Here is a 17,580-nt window from a genome sequence, read left to right on the forward strand (position 1 = left end):
TCTCCGGCGCGGACCCCGAACGCGATCCGAAACGCGGGAGGCCTGCCGTTAACGACCATGCCCGGCTGAGGTTAACGCGGAGCTAAGCCCGGGGACGGGCTAGCCTGCCGCGAACATCAGCAGCAGGGGGCTGGACGGGAAGGCCGCCAGCGCGCCGGCGCAGATGGCGACGCCATAGGGCAGGTCACCTTTCGGTGCCATCAGGGTCGCCACCCAGCCCGGGGTTGCGCCCGCGGGAAGGATGAGTGACTTGCGCGCGGCGATCAGGACCATGCACAGCAGTCCGCCGAACAATCCCGTATACAGCAGGAACATGCCGGCTCCGCCCAGGCCCAGCCAGAGGCATGTCGCCGCCATCAATTTGGCGTCGCCACCGCCGATGATCCGGCCGGCGAACAGACCCATCCCGGCGAGCAGGGCACCGACCGCCACGGCGACGTTCACGCCCACCTCGGTCGGTGACAGGCCCACGGCGAAGGCCGACGGGAAGAACCCCAGAATCAGCAGACCCGAAATCCAGTTCGGAATCTTCATGGTCGTCAGATCCGACAGACCCGCGACGATCACGAGGGCGGGCAGGACGCTGAGCAGCAGGAGGGTGAGATTGTCCATGACCGTCACACTAGCGACGTCGGGTTAAGCCACGGTTTCCGGCGCGGCGAGCGAAACCCGAAAAGACGAAGGGCCGGAGCGGTTTCCCGCTCCGGCCCCAGGCTACAAGACCGTTTTGATCCGGTCTTACTTCGGCATCGCGTTGGAGACCTTGGTGAAGGTCCCGGTGATCCGGGTGCCGAGCGCAGTGACCGCGCCGATGATGGCGACGGCGATCAGAGCAGCGATCAGGCCGTATTCGATGGCCGTGGCGCCCGATTCGTCTTGAGCGAACTTGGTGATGAACTTGGTCATGATAGTCTTTCCTTTTGCAAAATCTGTTAAGCGAGCGGTACTGGCTGGAGGCTCCGGTCGCCCGCTTAACCCCCAAACACAGGAGCATAATGCCCCCCACCGGTTAAGGGCTGGTCAGAAGGCGTGGTTACGCGAATGTTTACTGTAAAAAATACGCCGGGAGACATCAGGAGCCGGTTTCTGGCGTTTTCTACTATATAGTATCGGTCTCGATGCCTTTGAGTTCTTTACGTATGTTAACCAATATGACTCAAGTCCTGACAAAGAAGATCGGTTTCAGACTTTCTTGAGATTTTCAGGCCATCGTGCGTCCGCGACGCCCCTGCTCGCGTCGATCTTCGGAGTGCCGTCCATGGCAGGTCGTCCAGTTTTCCCCGCCCTACGCCCGGCTGCTGTGGTCGCCGGCGTCATGTGCCTGTTCGCTGCGGGTGTTGCCCACGCGCAGTCCCTGAATGTCGAGATCGACCGATCGGCGCGCGTGGCGCTGCGCGGGTCGGCGTCCTCTGTCATCGTCGGCAACCCCGAGATCGCAGATGTGACGGTGGTCGACGCCAACACCCTGTTCGTGACGGGCAAGGGCTATGGCGTGACCGAGGTCGTCGCCGTCGATGGGCTGGGCCGCACGATCTATCAGGGCGAGGTCGTGGTCACGGGCGGCTCGACCGGATCGATTCGCGTCTGGCGCGGGGCACAGGCGACGGAGATGGCCTGCGCCGCCTCCTGTTCGGCCAGCATTCGCAACGCCGCCGCCCCGGCCACCGGCGCTTCGGCCAACACGGCTGCGCCTGCCGTTCCCCCGATCACCCCCTGACGGCCATGCGGCTCTGCTCGCTGACATCTGTGCGAAGGACCGACGGTCGGCGCCCTCCGCGTTCGGGGGCAGCGGCGGTCGAGTTCGCCATGGTTGCCCTGCCGTTCTTCTTCCTGATCTTTGCCGTGATGCAACTGGGTCTGCTGTTCGTCATTGATGCCATGCTCGAAAACGCGACGCTTCAGGCCGGCCGTCTGATCCGGACGGGACAGGCCACGACCCGAAATCTCAGCCCTGCACAGTTCAAGACCGAGCTGTGTTCGAAGATGAGCGTGTTCTCGAGCGACTGTGCGGACAACGCCACGGTCGAGGTCCGGGAAATCGCCCAATTCCGCAACCAGACGCTGCCCGACCCGGTCGTCAACGGCCAACTGCCCTCGGCACCGCCCTATACCAACGGCAGGACCAGCAGCCTGATCCTGATCCGCGTCTGGTACAAACAGCCCCTGATCGCGCCCACGATGTTCCAGGCCATGTCGAGGCTGTCGTCCGGCGAGACCATACTGTCGGCCACCACGGCCTTCCGCAGCGAGCCCTACTGATGCCCGCATTGAAGATGTTTATCGGCAGGTTCTGGCACGACCAGAGGGGCGTGTCGGCGGTCGAGTTCGCCCTGATCGCGCCGGTCATGATCACCCTCTATTTCGGCAGCGCGGAGTTCTGTCAGGGCTATATGGCGCAGCGGCGCATGGACCATGCGACCTCCCAGGTGGCCGACATCACCTCCCAGGGCGGCGTGATCACCCGGGACGAACTCGACGACACCTTTGCCCTCGCTCATCTGATCATGTCACCCTTTCCGACGGCACCGCTGAAGATGCGGGTGTCCGGCGTGACCCGAAATTCCAACGGGGTGGCCAAGGTCGACTGGAGCCGGGGGTCCGGCATGGGCGCTCGGGGCACAGGCGCGGTCGTCACCGTCCCGGCCGGTATGATCGCCAATGGTGAAAGCGTGATCCTGAGCGAGGCGACCTACGACTATGCATCGCCGCTCGGCTATCTGCTGCCCGACGCGGTCCGGTTCCGCCGGACCTTCTACCTGCGGCCCCGTCTGGTGGACACGGTAACCTGCAGCAACTGCTGATCGGTCAGGGGCCGATCAGAGCGCGTCGGATCGCCAGGATCTTGGTGTCCGTTTCGGCACATTCCGCATCGGGATCGCTGTCCGCGACGATCCCGGCACCGGCCAGGGTCCGGAACCGCCAACCCTCCGCGTCCCGCCAGAACGATGCGGTCCGGATCAGCACCGAGGCCGTCATCCGGGCCCGGTCGTCGAGCAGGAACAGGGATCCGCACCAGGGACCGCGAGGCGGTTCGTGGTCGGCGATAACCTTCATCGCCTGATGTTTCGGTGCGCCCGTGATCGACCCGGGGGGGAAGGTGGCCTCCAGAATGTTGGCCGGGCCGACGCCGTCGGAGGCCGTCGACACGACGGTCGAGACGAGGTGGTGCACGGTCGCGAAGCTCTCCAGCATCAGCAATCGCTCCACGACGACCGAGCCGGGCTCGGAGACCCGCGCCAGATCGTTGCGCATCAGATCGACGATCATCAGGTTCTCGGCCCGGTCCTTGGCGCTGGCCACCAGGTCGGCCGCGTTGGTGGCATCCTGATCGGGATCAACGTCCCGCGCCCGTGTTCCCTTGATGGGTCGGGTTTCGAGGCGACGGTCTGCGGGATCGAAGGTCAGGAACAGCTCCGGCGAGTTGGAGACCAGGACCCGATCCCCCAGCCGCCAGAAGGCCCCGTACGGTGCGGCCCCTTGCGCCAGCCGCAGGAAGACGTCGAAGGGATCGGCGTCGTCACGCAAACGGCCGCCCCAGGCGCGCGCGATATTGGCCTGGAACATTTCTCCGGCCGCGATCCGGGCCACGACGTCGGTGACGGCAGACGTATAGGCTGCCTCCGACGTCTCGCCGTTGAATTGCACGGCCGGCGCTGAAGGTCGCGTGGCGGCCTTGCTCCGGGCGATCCACCCGGCCGCGCGCCTTGCCTGGGCTTCCGCGTCGGGGCCCGTGCCGATGGCCTGGATGGTCAGGCTGGGATGATGAAACCGGAGCAGGGCCGGATAGCGGGCCAGCATCAGGTCGGGCCAGTCTCCGGCCGCTGCCGCCCGGGGGCCTGTCGCAGGCCGGGCACCGGCATCGTAGGCGGCCAGGCCAACGACCTGGCGTTCAAGGCCGGCCTGCCGAAGCGCGATAAACGGGTCGCGGGGGTCGACCGGGCCGACCTGGATGACATCGGGGTCCGCACCTACCCACGATACGCGCCCGTTCGGCCCGCCGTCCGACAGCAGACACAGGGCCCCCTCCTGCCCGGCGATCCCGGCCGCGACCTCCAGCGGGGGTGTCCACGGCAGGGCCAGGGTGACGCGGTCCGGGCTCACGCCGCCAGCCGTTCCTGAATCCGGGCCCGCAAACTGTCGTCCACGCCCAGCGCCTGTTCGAGATAGGCGTCGATCGAGCCATGACGCGCCTTGATCGACCCGATCGCAGCATCCAGATAGGCCTCTTCCACCCCCATGAAGGCTACCACGGCGTCGTGCGAGGCCGTGCGGCCGGTGAAGCCCTTCAGCTGTTCCGCGATGGCCGGGGCGCGACCGGCAAGGTCCACGGCCACATTGGTCAGCAGATAGTCCTCGATCAGGTCGTCGCGGCTGACGCCCAGCAGGTGGTGGGTCAGGGCGGCCAGCATGCCCGTCCGATCCTTGCCGGCGGCACAGTGGATCAGGACCGGCCGATCCGACTCGCCCAGAGCGCGGAAATAGCGGGCGAACAGGTCGATGTGGGCGGGAGCGAAGGGCAGTTCGCGATAGGTCTCCGTCATGAACCGACGGCCCGACTCGGGCGTCAGGTCGGCGGTCTTCAGGAAGGTGATGTGCGGTGCCTCCCCCGCCTCGTCCAGATCGCTCTCGAACACCTGACCCGAGAAGCCCGCCGGGCGTCTGGAGGGCTGGCGCCGCCGTTCGACCGGCCGGCGCAGATCCACCACCGTGCCGATGTCCAGAGCCGCGAGCCGCGCCAGATCCGCCTCCGAGACCGAGGCCTGGTGCGCCGAGCGAAACAATTGCCCGGTCTTCAGTGTCCGGCCCGCGGCGGTGTCATAGCCGCCGTAGTCGCGGAAGTTGTCGAGCGCGTCAAAGACATGAATGCGGGAGGTCATGGCCTCCCTATAGAACGGGCGCGGGCGCGTGCGACAGGGGGCCTAACCGCGCGGTGTCACCAGGCCGGCCATGGCATCCAGATAGGCGACGAAGGCCTTTCGCCCGTCCTCGGTCATCGCGGCTTCGGTCAGGGGCTTTCGTCCAACGAACCGCTTTGTCACCAGGACGAAGCCGGCTTCCTCGAGCTTGCGCAAATGGACCGACAGATTGCCGTCCGTGGTCTGGAGGCGGGCCTTGAGCGTGCCGAAGTCGGCGCTCTCGACACCGGACAGGGCCGCCATGATGCCGAGGCGGACCCGTCCGTGGATAACGTCGTCGATCCGGCCGATGTCGAAATCGTCCGCCATGCTCAGGACCGGTTCGCGGCGCGCATCAGGATGAAGCCGGGCAGGGCCATCAGGCCGAACAGGCAGGCAGAATAGGCGAGGTATTGTGCCGACATTCCGGCCATGAGCGCCAGAACGGGAGCGGCGACAAAGCAGGCGATGGTCAGGACCATCAGCGGACGGGACTTCTGCAGTGTTGCCGTCACCGCCCAGCCCAGGCCGTAGAAGGCCATGATGGCAGACGGAATGATGCTCAGCAGCATGTCGATCCCGCCGTTCTCCATGCGCGACCCTATGACGGCCAGAGATGTGAACAGGGCGAAGATGCCCCAGCCCACGGCGCTCCAGACAGCATTGGCACCCCGGCTGGCCGTCGTGCGGACCCCCCCGATACCGCGTAACCGAAGGGAAACGACCGTGACGACAATCAGGAACAGCGCCGTGGCACCCAGCCAGAGGACATTGAAGATCGTCGGCGCGACACTCAAAAGGCCGCTGGCGACGGACCAGTGCAGCAGGCTGGCGGTGCCATAGATCAGGCCTGCCGCCATCAGGATCGCAGCGCCCTTCATGGGGCCACGTCCACCCTCTTCGGCCAGCTGGCGCATCCAGGCGATATCGGCGGTGTCGTCGCGTGTGTCGGTCATCGGTCGGCTCCAATCTGTGGAGATACCAATGCCTCATAGACTTTGCAATGTAAAGTGCTTTTCCAGAAGCGACTTCACACGGGCTGCGGGATGGCTAAACCGGAAGGATGATCCCGACCTATCATCGCATCGCCTACGAGGGTTTCGCGGTCGCAAACCCGGTCGAGCTGGACCGCGTCCTGGCCCTTCTGGCGCAGGCCAGGCTGCCGTCGGGGGCCGTAGCGCTCGATATCGGCGCGGGTGCGGGCGGGGTCTCGGTGGCCATGGCGACCGCCCATGATCTGACGGTTCATGCCATCGAGCGTGATCCGGCCATGGCGCGCATGATCGCGGACCGCGTCGCGGCCGCCAGTCTGGCGGACCGGGTGCAGGTCGTCGTCGAGAATTCCGCGACCTCTCTGGACCGACTGTCGCCGGTCGATCTGATCGTCGCGCTGGGCACGACCGAGGCCGCGGGCCAGGGCGTGCGCGATCCCCGGGGAATTCTCTCCGGTCTGACCCGCCATCTGCGCACGCCGGGATACATCCTGTGGGGCGACCTGTTCTGGAAGGGCGACCCGCCTGCGCCCTTGCGTCAGATCATCGGCCTGATCGGCGACTATGCCACCGACGAGGGATGGCGCGCGGCGGGCCGGGACGCCGGCCTGGACTGTGTCGCCAGCGAGGTCTCGTCAGACGCGGCCTGGGACGCCTTCTTTGGCGGAGCGGATTCGAAGGTCCGCGCCTGGTTGGCGGCGCATCCTGAGGCCCCGGAAGTGGAAGGCATCCGCGCCCGCGCCGATCAGATACGGACGACCTTCGACTTCGGACGTCCGTATCTGGGCTTTGGCCTGTATCTGTTTCGCAAGGGTGACTGACAGGCTCACCGGCACCGAGGGCGCGACGGGCCGATCGCCAGCGCCGCCTTAACGGAAGGGCGGCTCGTCAAAGGCGCGAAGCTTGCGGGAATGCAGGCTGGAGCCTTCCTTGCGCAGCAGGTCGATGGCCTGAATGCCGATCTGCAGGTGCTCGGAGATCGACCCTTCATAGAACCGGTTCGCCTGACCCGGCAGCTTGATCTCGCCGTGCAGGGGCTTGTCGGAGACGCACAGCAGCGTGCCGTAGGGAACGCGGAACCGGTACCCCTGGGCGGCGATCGTGGCGCTTTCCATATCGATGGCCACAGCGCGCGACTGGTTGAAGCGCCGCGCGGACTTGGAATAGCGCAATTCCCAGTTCCGGTCGTCGGTGGTCACCACCGTGCCCGTCCGCAGGCGGCGCTTGACCTCTTCGCCCGGCGCGCCCGAGACCAGCTTGGCGGCGTCATACAGGGCGCGCTGGACCTCGGCGATCGAGGGGATCGGAATGTCCGGCGGCAGCACCGCGTCCAGCACATGGTCGTCCCGCAGATAGGCGTGGGCCAGGACATAGTCGCCGATGGTCTGCGAGGGTCGCAGGCCGCCGCAGTGTCCGATCATCATCCAGGCATGGGGTCGGGTGACGGCCAGGTGATCGCAGATCGTCTTGGCGTTGGATGGGCCGACCCCGATGTTGACCAGGGTGATTCCCTCGTGGCCCGGCGCGGTCAGGTGATAGGCGGGCATCTGGTGCTTCTTCCAGGCCGCGTCCATCACCGCCTCGGCGTCCGCCGTTTCGCGCGTGACCACCACGCCGCCGGCGCAGGACAGGGTCTCATAGATACTGCCGGGGTCCTTCAGCTGGTCGCAGGCCCAGCGGACGAAATCGTCGACATAGCGATTGTAGTTGGTGAACAGCACATAGGACTGGACATGCTCGACCGGCGTGCCGGTGTAGTGCCTCAACCGCGCCAGCGAGAAGTCGGTCCGCAGTCCGTCGAACTGCGACAGGGGAAAGTCCTGGTCCAGGGCAAACAGGCCGTCGGAAATCTCATCACCGATATGGGCGAGATCGGTGGTCGGGAAGTAGCGCGCGATCGCCGCCGTCTGCGACGGGTCCAGCACGACGTCCGAGCCGTCCAGCACATAGGGGAAGGGGATTTCCTGCTCCGACGGACCGACCTCGAACGTGGCCTCATAGTCCTCCTGCAGCAGGGTCAGCTGCTCCATCAGATAGGGGCGGAACAGGTCCGGCCGGGTGACGGTGGTGGAATAGATGCCCTGTCGCGACATCCGGGCATAGGACCGGATCGGCAGATGGCTCGGGCGGTCGCCGAACCAGCTGACCTTCAGCGAAGGATAGGAAAACAGGCCCCTGGCGCGGGCTTCGGGGTCCGCGCGCTCGCCCGTGGCGAGGAAAGTCCGCACGGCCTCGCGCAGCGCAGTGACGGATCGGGAGTAGAGGGTTTCGAGGCGATCCAGCGCCTCGGGCGCCGAAAGCGCCCCGGTCATATGTTCTGTCATGACCTCCTCTAGCGGACGATCGTGGCGTTGGCGAGACAGCTGAGCTTGAAGGGGGCTACCGCTCGCGACGCGGTCGCTCGCTGCTTGAGCCCGGCCTGTGGGGGGCTACCGCTCGGCTCACGGAGCCTCGCTGCTTGAGCCCGGCTTGCGACCGGATCAGCCGAGCTCGCGATGGAAGAACGCGCTGACGTCGGCCAGGACAGGGGCCTTCCTGCGAAACAGCGGTGCGAAGGTCGCGATCAGGTCGGCGTGGTTCAGGCCGGGATAGAGTTTCGCCTCGCTGCGTCCGCCCAGCTGGCGCATCCTCGCATCCAGCAGGATGGTGTCCTCGTCATGCACGACGACGTCGGCCGTCCCGTGACCCAGCCAGAGCGGCGGCGCGTCCGCGCGGGCATAGGTCAGGGGCTGGGTCTGACGCGGGTCGGGCCACTGGCCGAAGGCGTTGATCGATGCGGGCACGTCGAACGGCAGGAAGTCATAGGGCCCCGCCAGCCCGGCCGCGGCCTTGATCAGATCCGGCCGGCCGATTTCCGCCAGATAGCGGGCATCCAGCGTGATCATCATCGCCAGATGCGCCCCCGCCGAATGGCCCAGCACGCCCAGGCGGGCCGGGTCGCCGCCCCAGGTCGCCGCCACGTCCGCGACTTTCGCGGTCGCGGCGGCCGCGTCCTCGACGAAGGTCGGAAAATGGACCTGGGGCACCAGTCTGTAGTCGGGCAGGGCCACGACAAAACCTTGGGCCGCCAGGGCCTGGGCCGCCCAGCCATAGACCTCCTTCGATCCCGAATCCCATCCGCCACCATAGAACAGGACCAGGACGGGCAGCCGCTCGCCGGTCGAAGCCGTCGGCGCAAAGACGTCGAACGTCTGGCGCGGGTCCTCTCCATAGGCGACATCGCGGGCGACGCGACGCACGCCGGGATCGCGGGGGGCCACCGCGTTCAATACCGCCAGCGGGCTGCAGGCCGCGGCCACGGAGGCAAGGAGTGCACCGAGCGCGGGAACGAGAAGGCCTCTGCGGGTCATGGGTCTCTGCGGTTCGGGAAAGCGTTGCCTTCAGATACGCGCAAACGCGGGATTTGGCTCATTGAAGCGGCTACAACCGGATCAGCGTGCGTTGGCGATCAGGGAGCCCCAGTTCGCGTCCCCTGCCAGACCAGGATCGACGAAGGCGAACAGGGCCTCTACCAGAGCCACGACCGCGCCCGGCAGCGCCGTCGTCGGGTTCGTCCGTTTCAGGATCCCGGCTCCGGCGGCCGTCTTCGGTCGCGCCATTGCCCGATTCGCACGCCGGCCGGCGGCAGCGCGCGCACGCGGACGTCCTGCCAGATTGCCGGCAAATTCAGGGGTCTGGTCAAAACGGGCGCTCCACGCTCGTGCTCAACGCACACATGCGCGAGAGGGCCCCAACCTATCCCTGGGCGCTCCGGATGGCCGCGGCCCCGGCGGGCGGCGCGATCACCACGGCGAACAGGACATAGGCGGTCAGAAGCGCGAGCGCCGCCATCGGGCTGACGCCCGCCGCCGCCCGGTCCAGCGCACCGGACCCGAATACGACCGGCGGGATGAAAAGCGGCAGGACGACGACCGCGATCAGCAACCCTCCCCGTCTGGCCCCAAGCGCGAGGGCGGCCCCGAGCGCGCCGGTGAAGGCGAATCCCAGACCCCCGATCAGAGCCGACACGGCCGTCAGCGGTGCCAGTTCGATCGACTGGCCCAGGGCCAGGGCGGCGATGGGCGCGGTCAGGGCCAGCGGCAGCCCCGTGGCCAGCCACTGGCTGAGCGCCTTGACCGCGAATACGACCTCCAGCGGCACCGGCCCGGTCGCCAGGAGGTCCAGCGCCCCGTCATCCAGATCGCGCTCGAACAGCCGTTCGAGCGACAGCAGGCTCGAGAGGGCCAATGCCAGCCAGGCGATGCCCGCCGCGACCGGCCTCAGCACCGCCGGATCGCCGCCCGCCGCGAGGGGGACGACCGTCGTCAGACAGGCGAAGAAGCCACAGGCCAGCAAGGGCCCGCCGCCACCGCCCCAGGCCAGGGCGAGCTCGCGCCGGAACAGGACGCCGACGGCCTTCACGCCCGAGCCCCCAGATCGAAGCCCCGCGTCGGGATCGGCAGGGGGTCGTGCACCGCCGCGACGATCAGACCGCCGCCCGCCAGATGCCGGGCCATCATCGCACCGACGACCTCGCGCCATCCGGCATCCAGCGGCGACAGCGGCTCGTCCAGAAGCCAGAGCGCTCGGGGCGATCCGATCAGGCGGGCCAGAGCCAGCCGGCGCCGCTGGCCTGCAGACAGCTTGCGCACCTCCAGATCCAGCAGGGGCTTCAGCCTCAGGGTTTCGATGGCGTCGTCGATGCCGTCGTGGCTGCGACCCAGCCATCGAGACTGGAACATCAGTTCATCGCGAGCGACGCGGCCGCTCTTCAGCCCGTCGAGGTGGCCCAGCATGTGGACCTCGTGCGCCCGGGCCTCGGAGGCTTCGATCGCGTTGGCATCGGCATCGGAAAAGGCGATCGTGCCCGCTTCCGGTCTTATGAATCCCGCGATGGCCCGCAGCAGGCTCGTCTTGCCCGCCCCGTTCGCACCCGTGAGGGCGATCGCGTCGCCTGCCTTCAGGCCCAGGTCCAGGCCCCTGAACAGGGTCCGTTCGCCGCGCGTCAGGGTCAGGCCGGAAATTGTCAGGCCCGCGATCATTGGGCAGCTCTCTTGCGATCCGTTCTCAATGTCCCTTCGGCCATCGTGGATACATGGACGAGTTCGCCGGCCACGTTTATAGCCAGCGTCGCCGCAGCAGGCTGTCGCCGCGCGCGCCGGGGACCTGTGCGCCCCGTCGTTTGCCGCGAGACGGCGCGACCGAATCTTCGGGCGGCTTTGACCAGAGGAAAACTCCCATGCCGTCAGTCGACAGCCTTTCCACCCGCCGGGACCTTACCGTCGGGCGCAAGAAATACGCCTATTACAGCCTTCCGGCCGCGCAGGAAGCCGGTCTGTCTGGCATCGACCGCCTGCCGCGTTCGATGAAGGTGCTGCTGGAGAACCTGCTGCGCAACGAGGACGGGGTTTCCGTCACCGAGGCCGACCTGAAGGCCGTCGCCGCCTGGATCGAGAACAAGGGCTCGGTCGAGCACGAGATCGCCTTCCGCCCGGCGCGCGTCCTGATGCAGGATTTCACCGGCGTGCCCGCGGTGGTCGATCTGGCCGCCATGCGCGACGCGATGGCAAAGCTCGGGGCCGATGCCGCCAAGATCAATCCGCTGGTGCCTGTCGACCTGGTGATCGACCACTCGGTCATGGTCGATAATTTCGGGACCCCGAAGGCGTTCGGCCAGAACGTCGAGCGTGAGTACGAGCGCAATATCGAGCGCTACAAATTCCTGCGCTGGGGCTCGTCGGCCTTCAACAACTTCCGCGTCGTGCCCCCCGGCACCGGCATCTGCCACCAGGTGAACCTCGAGAACCTGGCCCAGACCGTCTGGACCGCGCCCGAAGGCAAGGCGACCGTCGCCTACCCGGACACCGTGGTCGGCACCGATTCGCACACCACCATGATCAACGGCCTGGCCGTTCTGGGCTGGGGCGTCGGCGGCATCGAGGCGGAGGCGGCCATGCTGGGTCAGCCGATCCCGATGCTGATCCCCGAGGTCATCGGCTTCAGGCTGTCGGGCGCCATGCCGGAAGGCACGACGGCGACCGACCTGGTGCTGACCGTCACCCAGATGCTGCGCAAGAAGGGTGTCGTCGGCAAGTTCGTGGAGTTCTTCGGTCCGGCCCTGCCGAACATGACGATCGAGGATCAGGCGACCATCGCCAACATGGCCCCCGAATACGGCGCCACCTGCGGCTTCTTCCCCGTCTCGGCCGCCACGATCGGCTATCTGACCGCCACGGGCCGCGACAAGGCGCGCGTCGCCCTGGTCGAGGCCTATGCCAAGGCCCAGGGGCTGTGGATCGACGAGACGAGCGAAGACCCCGTCTTCTCCGATGTTCTGGAACTGGACATCTCGACCGTCGTCCCGTCGCTGGCCGGACCCAAGCGTCCCCAGGACAAGGTCGAACTGACCGCCGCCGCGCCGTCGTTCGAAACGGCGCTCGGTGACGTCTTCAACCGCGCCACCGATGCCGCGCGCTTCCCGGTCGCGGGGCAGTCGTTCGACATCGGCGACGGCGATGTCGTCATCGCCGCGATCACCTCGTGCACCAACACCTCCAACCCGTCGGTGCTGATCGCCGCCGGCCTGGTGGCGCAGAAGGCCAACAAGCTGGGTCTGAAGACCAAGCCGTGGGTCAAGACCTCGCTGGCGCCGGGCTCCCAGGTCGTCACCGACTATCTGACCGCTGCCGGCCTGCAGAAGGAACTGGATGCGCTCGGCTTCAACCTGGTCGGCTACGGCTGCACCACCTGCATCGGTAACTCGGGCCCGCTGGACCCGGCGATCAGCCAGACCATCAACGACAATGCGATCGTCGCCACCTCGGTCCTGTCGGGCAACCGGAACTTCGAAGGTCGCGTGAACCCCGACGTCCAGGCCAACTACCTGGCCTCGCCGCCCTTGGTCGTGGCCTATGCCCTGGCCGGCTCGATGCGGATCGACATCACCACCCAGCCGATCGGTCAGGACAAGAAGGGCAAGGACGTCTTCCTGAAGGACGTCTGGCCGACGACCGCCGAAATCGCCGCCATCCAGAAGAAGGCCGTCACCTCGGCCATGTTCGCCAAACGCTATGCCGACGTCTTCAAGGGCGACGCGCACTGGCAGGGGATCGCCGTCGAGGGCGGCCAGACCTATGAGTGGGACGCCGCTTCCACCTATGTCGCCAACCCGCCCTATTTCGAGGGCCTGTCGATGGAGCCCGCGCCTGTCACCGACATCGTCGAGGGTCGCGTACTGGCGATCTTCGGCGACTCGATCACGACCGACCACATCTCCCCGGCCGGTTCGATCAAGAAGACCTCTCCCGCCGGCCAGTATCTGACCAACCGGGGCGTCGAAGCCGAGGAGTTCAACTCCTACGGCGCGCGTCGCGGCCACCACGAGGTGATGATGCGCGGCACCTTCGCCAACATCCGCATCAGGAACCGCATCACCCCGGATATCGAAGGCGGGGTGACCAAACACTTCCCGTCAGGGGACACCATGTCGATCTATGACGCCGCCATGCGGTATCAGTCGGAAGGTCGCCCGCTGGTCGTCTTCGCCGGCAAGGAATACGGCACGGGCTCGTCGCGCGACTGGGCGGCCAAGGGCACCCGCCTGCTGGGCGTCCGCGCTGTCATCGCCGAGAGCTACGAGCGCATCCACCGCTCGAACCTGGTCGGAATGGGCGTCGTGCCGCTGCAGTTCAAGGCGGACGGCTGGTCCAAGCTGGGCCTGACCGGCGAGGAGATCGTCACCATTCGCGGCCTGTCCGACGTCAACGTCGGTCGCCTGCGTCCGCGTCAGGACTTGTGGGTCGAGCTGTTCCGTCCGTCGGACGGCAAGATGGCCCGCTTCCCGGTCCGCTGCCGCATCGATAACCAGACCGAGCTGGACTACTTCAGGGCCGGCGGCGTGATGCCGTACGTGCTGCGGAACCTGGCGGGCTGATCTCCCGACAACCGGAACAAGGGTCGGCTGCGCAAGCGCCGGCCCCTTTTTCTTGTCCTCAGGCCAGCCGCATGGCCTCGGCCAGCAACCGCGCCTCTGCGGCACGACTGGACCCCGAGCGCCAGGCCACGACGATCTCGCGCCGGGGGGCCTCGGCGGCGAAGTGACGGGTCACGACCCCCTTATCGTCCGCAAGCCCCGCCCGCACGGCCATGGCCGGCAGGAAGGACACCCCAAGTCCCGACGACACCATCTGTACCAGGGTATGAAGCGAGGTCGCGGCGAAGACGTCCTCGCCTCTGGGAGCCTCCATATCGATTCCGGCCAAGGCCTGGTCGCGCAGGCAATGTCCGTCCTCCAGCAGGATCAGATCTTCCGACCTCAGCGCCCCGGGCTCGATGTCCCCGGGCCGGGCGAGCGGATGCCCGACCGGTGCGACGGCCAGGATTTCGTCATCGCCGATCCGGGCGTGCTCGATGCCGGGCGCGTCATAGGGCAGGGCGATGACAGCGCAATCCAGCTGCCCCGCCTTCAGCCCCGCGATCAATCGTGGCGTCAGATCCTCGCGGATGAACAGGCGCAAGCCCGGATAGTCGGCCTTCAGACCGGGCAGGGTGGCCGGCAGCAGGAAGGGCGCGACGGTGGGAATGATTCCCATGCGTAGCCGGCCCGACAGGGGACGTCCGGCATTGCGCGCGGCCTCGACCAGGTCTTCGGTGCGGGCCAGGACGTCTTCGGCCCGCCGACAGGCCTCGGCCCCGACCGCCGTCAGCTGGACATTGCCCCGGGTCCGTTCGACGACCGGCGCGCCGAGCACTCGTTCCAGCTCCTGCACGCCGGACGACAGGGCCGGCTGGCTGACGCGGGCCGCCTCCGCCGCGCGACTGAACGATCCGTGCTCGGACAGGAGCTTCAGATACTGCAGCTGGCGCAGGGTAGGGAGCATAGGCGCGACCTCTCTGTGTCATAGATATTATCTATGATCAGTCGGCCTTCTATCCATTGACTTTGTGCAGCGCAACAGCCATTTCGCACCTGCGGTCAGTCCTCCCCGGCGACCGCCTCACGACATTCGATTTCATCCGGAAGGGATACAACCATGCTCGGCGTCGGCGAACATCTGCCTGAATTCAAGGTCATCGGCGTAAAGCCCGGCTTCAACAGCCATGAAGAAAACGGCGTCTCGGCCTTCGAGCCCGTCACCAACGCCTCGTTCGAGGGCAAGTGGAAGGTCATCTTCTTCTATCCGAAGGACTTCACCTTCGTCTGCCCGACGGAAATCGCCGAGTTCGCCTCGCTGGCGCGCGACTTCGAGGATCGCGACACCGTCGTCCTCGGTGGCTCGACCGACAATGAATTCGTCAAGCTGGCCTGGCGCCGTGACCACGCCGACCTGTCGAAGCTGCCGATCTGGCAGTTCGCCGACAATGGCGGCAAGCTGGCGCGCGCCCTGGGCATCCTGGACGAGGTCGAGGGCGTCGCGCTGCGCGCCACCTTCGTGGTCGATCCGCACAATGTGATCCAGCACGTCTATGTCACCAACCTGAACGTGGGCCGCGCGCCGGCCGACACCCTGCGGGTCGTCGATGCGCTGCAGACCGACGAGCTGTGCGCCTGCAACCGCCCCGTCGGCGGCGAGACGCTCGCGGCGTAAGCTGTCGCGGCCGAGACGCAACCAAGGGCGGCGGCGGTGATCCGCCGCCGCCCTTTTCTTTCCGCTTTCCGTGATCCGGCTCAAGCAGCGAGCGCCCGCGGCGCGAGCGATAGCCGTCGCTTTCCGAAGGAAAAACACAATGTCGATCGACGCCCTGCGCGACCTGATGCCCGCCTATGCCAGGGACATCTCGCTGAACCTTTCGTCGCTGGCCTCCGAAACCGTGCTGAACGACCAGCAGAAGTGGGGCTGCTTCCTGGCCTCGGCCCATGCGGTGGGCGTCGCTCCGGTCGTCCGCGCCATCGAGGCCGCCGCCGCCGAAAAGCTGTCGCCCGAAGCCATCAGCGCGGCCAAGGCGGCCGCCGCCATCATGGGCATGAACAACATCTACTACCGTTCGCTGCACCTGATGAAGAACCAGGAGTACACGACGCTGCCGGCCCGGCTGCGGATGAACATCCTGGCCAATCCAGGCGTGGAGAAGATGGATTTCGAACTGTGGTCGACGGCCGTCAGCGCCATCAACGGCTGCGGGGCCTGCCTGGACGCCCATGAGAGCGAACTGCGCAAGCATGGTGTGCCGGCCCAACAGGTCCAGACGGCGCTCCGCATCGGCGCGGTCGTCCATGCCGCCAGCCGGATCGCGGCTTCGGAGACCGCGCTTCAGGGCTGAGGCGGCGCGCCGTATTCGATCTGATGGATCAGGCGGGCGAACGCCTGGTCCATCACGGCGTTCACGTCATCGGCCATCGCGCCGAGGCCGGGTCCCTCGACCACGAAGTCGATGCTGACCTGGCGGCCGCTGTTTCCGGGCTCCGAGCCAAAGGTCAGCTCGGCCTTCGTCGCTTTCCCGTGCAGGGGACCGAGCGGGGCGTTCATGACGACCCTTTCGGCCGCGATGTCCGTCACGACGGCATGCTGGAACACCGTGCCGTCAGCCAGTTGCTCGCACCAGCAGCCGCCATCCTTGAACGTCAAGGACAGGTTGGTGCCCTGCCCGCTGTAGGTGTGCGCCGGGTCCCACCACGCCGGCAGGTTCGAGACGGCGATCACCACCTCCTCCGGTGTTGTCTCCACGCCGACGGCGAAGCGCAGGGTAAAGGAATCAGCGGAGCGTGAGATCACCTCGGCGGAGGCTGGCGTGGCCAGGGCCATGGCAACCGAGGCCATAAGGGCGGTCATGCGGATCATCGGGCGTCCTCCCGATCCCATCCGGCGACGGGAACGCCGATCCGTCAAGTCAGGCCGCCTCGAAACTCAGCGGTGCACCCCAGAACTGGCTGACGCGGTCCGACTGCGGGCCGGTCTTGCCGGTGGTCAGGAAGGTGCGTCGCCCGCCGTCGCCGAGGGCGTATTCGGGGTGGCGATCAAAATACCGCTCCAGCGCATCGGCGACCGCACTGGGCTGGTGGATCAATGTCGTGGTGTCGGGCAGGGCGGCGGCAAACAGGTCGGCCACGATCTCGTAGTGGGTACACCCCAGGATGGCCGTATCGGGGTGGCGACCGATCCGGCGACGCAGGGCGTCGACATGGTCGGCCACCACGACGCGCAGCTCCTCGGTCGGGGCCCCCAGTTCGATCAGCCCGGCCAGGCCGGGGCAGGGTTCGGAGAAGACGGCCAGGTCCTCGCGCCGCTTGTCGATCTCGATCTCGTAGACACGGCTGATAGCGGTGGCGGCCGTGCAGAAGACGCCGGTGATGTCGATGGCCTCGACCTTGTCCCCGAGACGTTCCGCCTCATAGGTCCAGGGCAGGCCGGTCGCCGCCTCGATCGTGGGTACGATGATGCCCAGCACATTGACCGGACGCCGGTGCCGTCTGGCGGCCTCGCCCACCCAGGTCTGCTGCAGGCGACGCAGGGCGACGGCCGATGCCGTATTGCAGGCCAGGACGACGACGCTGGCCCCGGCCTCGAACAGGCGCTCGCAGCCGCTGCGGGTGATCTCGACGATCTCCTCGCCGCTTCTGGATCCGATCGGCGCATTGGCCTGATCCGCCAGATAGACGAGGTCGCGCCCGGGAAAACGCCGGGTCAGTTCCCTGTGGACGGTCAGACCGCCCACACCGCTGTCGAATACGCCTATAGCCATGGGAGCGGCGTTTAAACCGCGCTTGCCTTGTCGTC

21 protein-coding genes are annotated in these 17,580 nt (G+C 67.0%); 7 read left to right on the forward strand and 14 right to left on the reverse strand.

Features of this window, described 5'->3' with window-relative positions; genetic code table 11:
• Positions 1-99 precede the first annotated feature (99 nt).
• Both O3139_RS02810 and O3139_RS02815 read right to left on the reverse strand, forming a co-directional pair.
• Positions 100-612, reverse strand: coding sequence for an A24 family peptidase (locus O3139_RS02810; protein ID WP_269515386.1), 513 nt, complete (start codon positions 610-612; stop codon positions 100-102).
• A gap of 126 nt (positions 613-738) precedes the next feature.
• A complete protein-coding gene (locus tag O3139_RS02815; RefSeq protein WP_269515387.1) occupies positions 739-906 on the reverse strand; it encodes a Flp family type IVb pilin in 168 nt (55 codons plus the stop codon).
• 352 nt (positions 907-1,258) lie between these two features.
• Here O3139_RS02815 and O3139_RS02820 point away from each other — a divergent pair, with 352 nt between their 5' ends.
• From O3139_RS02820 to O3139_RS02830, 3 genes are read left to right on the forward strand one after another with little or no spacing between them, the layout of a single operon-like run.
• Positions 1,259-1,717: a pilus assembly protein N-terminal domain-containing protein gene (locus tag O3139_RS02820; RefSeq protein ID WP_269515388.1), complete on the forward strand. Its 459-nt coding sequence runs from the start codon at positions 1,259-1,261 to the stop codon at positions 1,715-1,717.
• Between the two features lie 5 nt (positions 1,718-1,722).
• Positions 1,723-2,259, forward strand: coding sequence for a TadE/TadG family type IV pilus assembly protein (locus tag O3139_RS02825; RefSeq protein WP_269515389.1), 537 nt, complete (start codon positions 1,723-1,725; stop codon positions 2,257-2,259).
• A complete protein-coding gene (locus O3139_RS02830) occupies positions 2,259-2,801 on the forward strand; it encodes a TadE/TadG family type IV pilus assembly protein (RefSeq protein WP_269515390.1) in 543 nt (180 codons plus the stop codon). The genes O3139_RS02825 and O3139_RS02830 overlap by 1 nt, the downstream gene beginning before the upstream one ends.
• 4 nt (positions 2,802-2,805) lie before the next feature.
• Here the strand turns inward: O3139_RS02830 and O3139_RS02835 are convergent, their stop codons facing one another.
• From O3139_RS02835 to O3139_RS02850, 4 genes are read right to left on the reverse strand one after another with little or no spacing between them, the layout of a single operon-like run.
• Positions 2,806-4,101, reverse strand: a complete 1,296-nt coding sequence (locus O3139_RS02835; protein ID WP_269515391.1) for an anthranilate synthase component I family protein — start codon at positions 4,099-4,101, stop codon at positions 2,806-2,808.
• Positions 4,098-4,877, reverse strand: coding sequence for a tyrosine-protein phosphatase (locus O3139_RS02840; protein WP_269515392.1), 780 nt, complete (start codon positions 4,875-4,877; stop codon positions 4,098-4,100). Before O3139_RS02840 ends, O3139_RS02835 begins: the two co-directional genes overlap by 4 nt.
• A gap of 42 nt (positions 4,878-4,919) precedes the next feature.
• A complete protein-coding gene (locus tag O3139_RS02845) occupies positions 4,920-5,225 on the reverse strand; it encodes a winged helix-turn-helix domain-containing protein (RefSeq protein WP_269515393.1) in 306 nt (101 codons plus the stop codon).
• Between the two features lie 2 nt (positions 5,226-5,227).
• Positions 5,228-5,851, reverse strand: coding sequence for a hypothetical protein (locus O3139_RS02850; protein ID WP_269515394.1), 624 nt, complete (start codon positions 5,849-5,851; stop codon positions 5,228-5,230).
• 107 nt (positions 5,852-5,958) lie between these two features.
• On the opposite strand from O3139_RS02850, the gene O3139_RS02855 reads away from it, so the two are divergent.
• Complete coding sequence (locus tag O3139_RS02855; protein ID WP_269515395.1) at positions 5,959-6,708, forward strand: SAM-dependent methyltransferase; 750 nt, start codon at positions 5,959-5,961, stop codon at positions 6,706-6,708.
• Between the two features lie 48 nt (positions 6,709-6,756).
• Here the strand turns inward: O3139_RS02855 and O3139_RS02860 are convergent, their stop codons facing one another.
• The 5 genes from O3139_RS02860 to ccmA all read right to left on the reverse strand — a co-directional run bounded on the left by O3139_RS02860 (position 6,757) and on the right by ccmA (position 10,908).
• A complete protein-coding gene (locus tag O3139_RS02860) occupies positions 6,757-8,199 on the reverse strand; it encodes an AMP nucleosidase (RefSeq protein WP_420022343.1) in 1,443 nt (480 codons plus the stop codon).
• A 168-nt stretch (positions 8,200-8,367) separates the two neighbouring features.
• The gene (locus O3139_RS02865) at positions 8,368-9,237 is read right to left on the reverse strand and encodes an alpha/beta hydrolase (protein ID WP_269515397.1); all 870 of its coding nucleotides are present in this window, start codon (positions 9,235-9,237) and stop codon (positions 8,368-8,370) included.
• An 81-nt stretch (positions 9,238-9,318) separates the two neighbouring features.
• Complete coding sequence (locus tag O3139_RS02870) at positions 9,319-9,486, reverse strand: hypothetical protein (RefSeq protein WP_269515398.1); 168 nt, start codon at positions 9,484-9,486, stop codon at positions 9,319-9,321.
• 136 nt (positions 9,487-9,622) lie between these two features.
• Complete coding sequence (ccmB, locus tag O3139_RS02875; RefSeq protein WP_269515399.1) at positions 9,623-10,288, reverse strand: heme exporter protein CcmB; 666 nt, start codon at positions 10,286-10,288, stop codon at positions 9,623-9,625.
• The gene (ccmA, locus tag O3139_RS02880; protein ID WP_269515400.1) at positions 10,285-10,908 is read right to left on the reverse strand and encodes a heme ABC exporter ATP-binding protein CcmA; all 624 of its coding nucleotides are present in this window, start codon (positions 10,906-10,908) and stop codon (positions 10,285-10,287) included. The genes ccmB and ccmA overlap by 4 nt, the downstream gene beginning before the upstream one ends.
• Before the next feature lie 197 nt (positions 10,909-11,105).
• Here ccmA and acnA point away from each other — a divergent pair, with 197 nt between their 5' ends.
• Positions 11,106-13,799, forward strand: coding sequence for an aconitate hydratase AcnA (gene acnA / locus O3139_RS02885; protein WP_269515401.1), 2,694 nt, complete (start codon positions 11,106-11,108; stop codon positions 13,797-13,799).
• Between the two features lie 58 nt (positions 13,800-13,857).
• Here the strand turns inward: acnA and O3139_RS02890 are convergent, their stop codons facing one another.
• Complete coding sequence (locus tag O3139_RS02890) at positions 13,858-14,745, reverse strand: hydrogen peroxide-inducible genes activator (RefSeq protein ID WP_269515402.1); 888 nt, start codon at positions 14,743-14,745, stop codon at positions 13,858-13,860.
• A gap of 153 nt (positions 14,746-14,898) precedes the next feature.
• On the opposite strand from O3139_RS02890, the gene O3139_RS02895 reads away from it, so the two are divergent.
• The gene (locus O3139_RS02895) at positions 14,899-15,453 is read left to right on the forward strand and encodes a peroxiredoxin (RefSeq protein WP_269515403.1); all 555 of its coding nucleotides are present in this window, start codon (positions 14,899-14,901) and stop codon (positions 15,451-15,453) included.
• A 139-nt stretch (positions 15,454-15,592) separates the two neighbouring features.
• On the forward strand, positions 15,593-16,126 hold the full coding sequence (locus O3139_RS02900; protein WP_269515404.1) for a carboxymuconolactone decarboxylase family protein: 534 nt from the start codon (positions 15,593-15,595) through the stop codon (positions 16,124-16,126).
• Here O3139_RS02900 and O3139_RS02905 read toward each other — a convergent pair.
• Complete coding sequence (locus tag O3139_RS02905) at positions 16,117-16,644, reverse strand: hypothetical protein (protein ID WP_269515405.1); 528 nt, start codon at positions 16,642-16,644, stop codon at positions 16,117-16,119. The genes O3139_RS02900 and O3139_RS02905 overlap by 10 nt on opposite strands.
• Before the next feature lie 49 nt (positions 16,645-16,693).
• Positions 16,694-17,545 carry a glutamate racemase gene (locus O3139_RS02910; protein ID WP_269515406.1) on the reverse strand — a complete coding sequence of 284 codons (852 nt, stop codon included), beginning with the start codon at positions 17,543-17,545 and terminating at the stop codon, positions 16,694-16,696.
• Positions 17,546-17,580 lie beyond the last annotated feature (35 nt).

The organism is Brevundimonas subvibrioides (assembly GCF_027271155.1).
Lineage (GTDB): Bacteria > Pseudomonadota > Alphaproteobacteria > Caulobacterales > Caulobacteraceae > Brevundimonas > Brevundimonas subvibrioides_D.

What these genes read in the sequence shown, in the direction of transcription:
- O3139_RS02845 (WP_269515393.1), bottom strand. Translation starts at nt 5,225, where the DNA reads ATGGCGGACGATTTCGACATCGGCCGGATCGACGACGTTATCCACGGA.
- O3139_RS02850 (WP_269515394.1), bottom strand. Translation starts at nt 5,851, where the DNA reads ATGACCGACACACGCGACGACACCGCCGATATCGCCTGGATGCGCCAG.
- O3139_RS02910 (WP_269515406.1), bottom strand. Translation starts at nt 17,545, where the DNA reads ATGGCTATAGGCGTATTCGACAGCGGTGTGGGCGGTCTGACCGTCCAC.
- acnA (WP_269515401.1), top strand. Translation starts at nt 11,106, where the DNA reads ATGCCGTCAGTCGACAGCCTTTCCACCCGCCGGGACCTTACCGTCGGG.
- O3139_RS02825 (WP_269515389.1), top strand. Translation starts at nt 1,723, where the DNA reads ATGCGGCTCTGCTCGCTGACATCTGTGCGAAGGACCGACGGTCGGCGC.
- O3139_RS02865 (WP_269515397.1), bottom strand. Translation starts at nt 9,237, where the DNA reads ATGACCCGCAGAGGCCTTCTCGTTCCCGCGCTCGGTGCACTCCTTGCC.
- O3139_RS02840 (WP_269515392.1), bottom strand. Translation starts at nt 4,877, where the DNA reads ATGACCTCCCGCATTCATGTCTTTGACGCGCTCGACAACTTCCGCGAC.
- O3139_RS02890 (WP_269515402.1), bottom strand. Translation starts at nt 14,745, where the DNA reads ATGCTCCCTACCCTGCGCCAGCTGCAGTATCTGAAGCTCCTGTCCGAG.
- O3139_RS02870 (WP_269515398.1), bottom strand. Translation starts at nt 9,486, where the DNA reads ATGGCGCGACCGAAGACGGCCGCCGGAGCCGGGATCCTGAAACGGACG.
- O3139_RS02830 (WP_269515390.1), top strand. Translation starts at nt 2,259, where the DNA reads ATGCCCGCATTGAAGATGTTTATCGGCAGGTTCTGGCACGACCAGAGG.
- O3139_RS02905 (WP_269515405.1), bottom strand. Translation starts at nt 16,644, where the DNA reads ATGATCCGCATGACCGCCCTTATGGCCTCGGTTGCCATGGCCCTGGCC.
- O3139_RS02900 (WP_269515404.1), top strand. Translation starts at nt 15,593, where the DNA reads ATGTCGATCGACGCCCTGCGCGACCTGATGCCCGCCTATGCCAGGGAC.
- O3139_RS02855 (WP_269515395.1), top strand. Translation starts at nt 5,959, where the DNA reads ATGATCCCGACCTATCATCGCATCGCCTACGAGGGTTTCGCGGTCGCA.
- O3139_RS02895 (WP_269515403.1), top strand. Translation starts at nt 14,899, where the DNA reads ATGCTCGGCGTCGGCGAACATCTGCCTGAATTCAAGGTCATCGGCGTA.
- ccmA (WP_269515400.1), bottom strand. Translation starts at nt 10,908, where the DNA reads ATGATCGCGGGCCTGACAATTTCCGGCCTGACCCTGACGCGCGGCGAA.
- O3139_RS02815 (WP_269515387.1), bottom strand. Translation starts at nt 906, where the DNA reads ATGACCAAGTTCATCACCAAGTTCGCTCAAGACGAATCGGGCGCCACG.
- O3139_RS02810 (WP_269515386.1), bottom strand. Translation starts at nt 612, where the DNA reads ATGGACAATCTCACCCTCCTGCTGCTCAGCGTCCTGCCCGCCCTCGTG.
- O3139_RS02860 (WP_420022343.1), bottom strand. Translation starts at nt 8,199, where the DNA reads ATGACCGGGGCGCTTTCGGCGCCCGAGGCGCTGGATCGCCTCGAAACC.
- O3139_RS02820 (WP_269515388.1), top strand. Translation starts at nt 1,259, where the DNA reads ATGGCAGGTCGTCCAGTTTTCCCCGCCCTACGCCCGGCTGCTGTGGTC.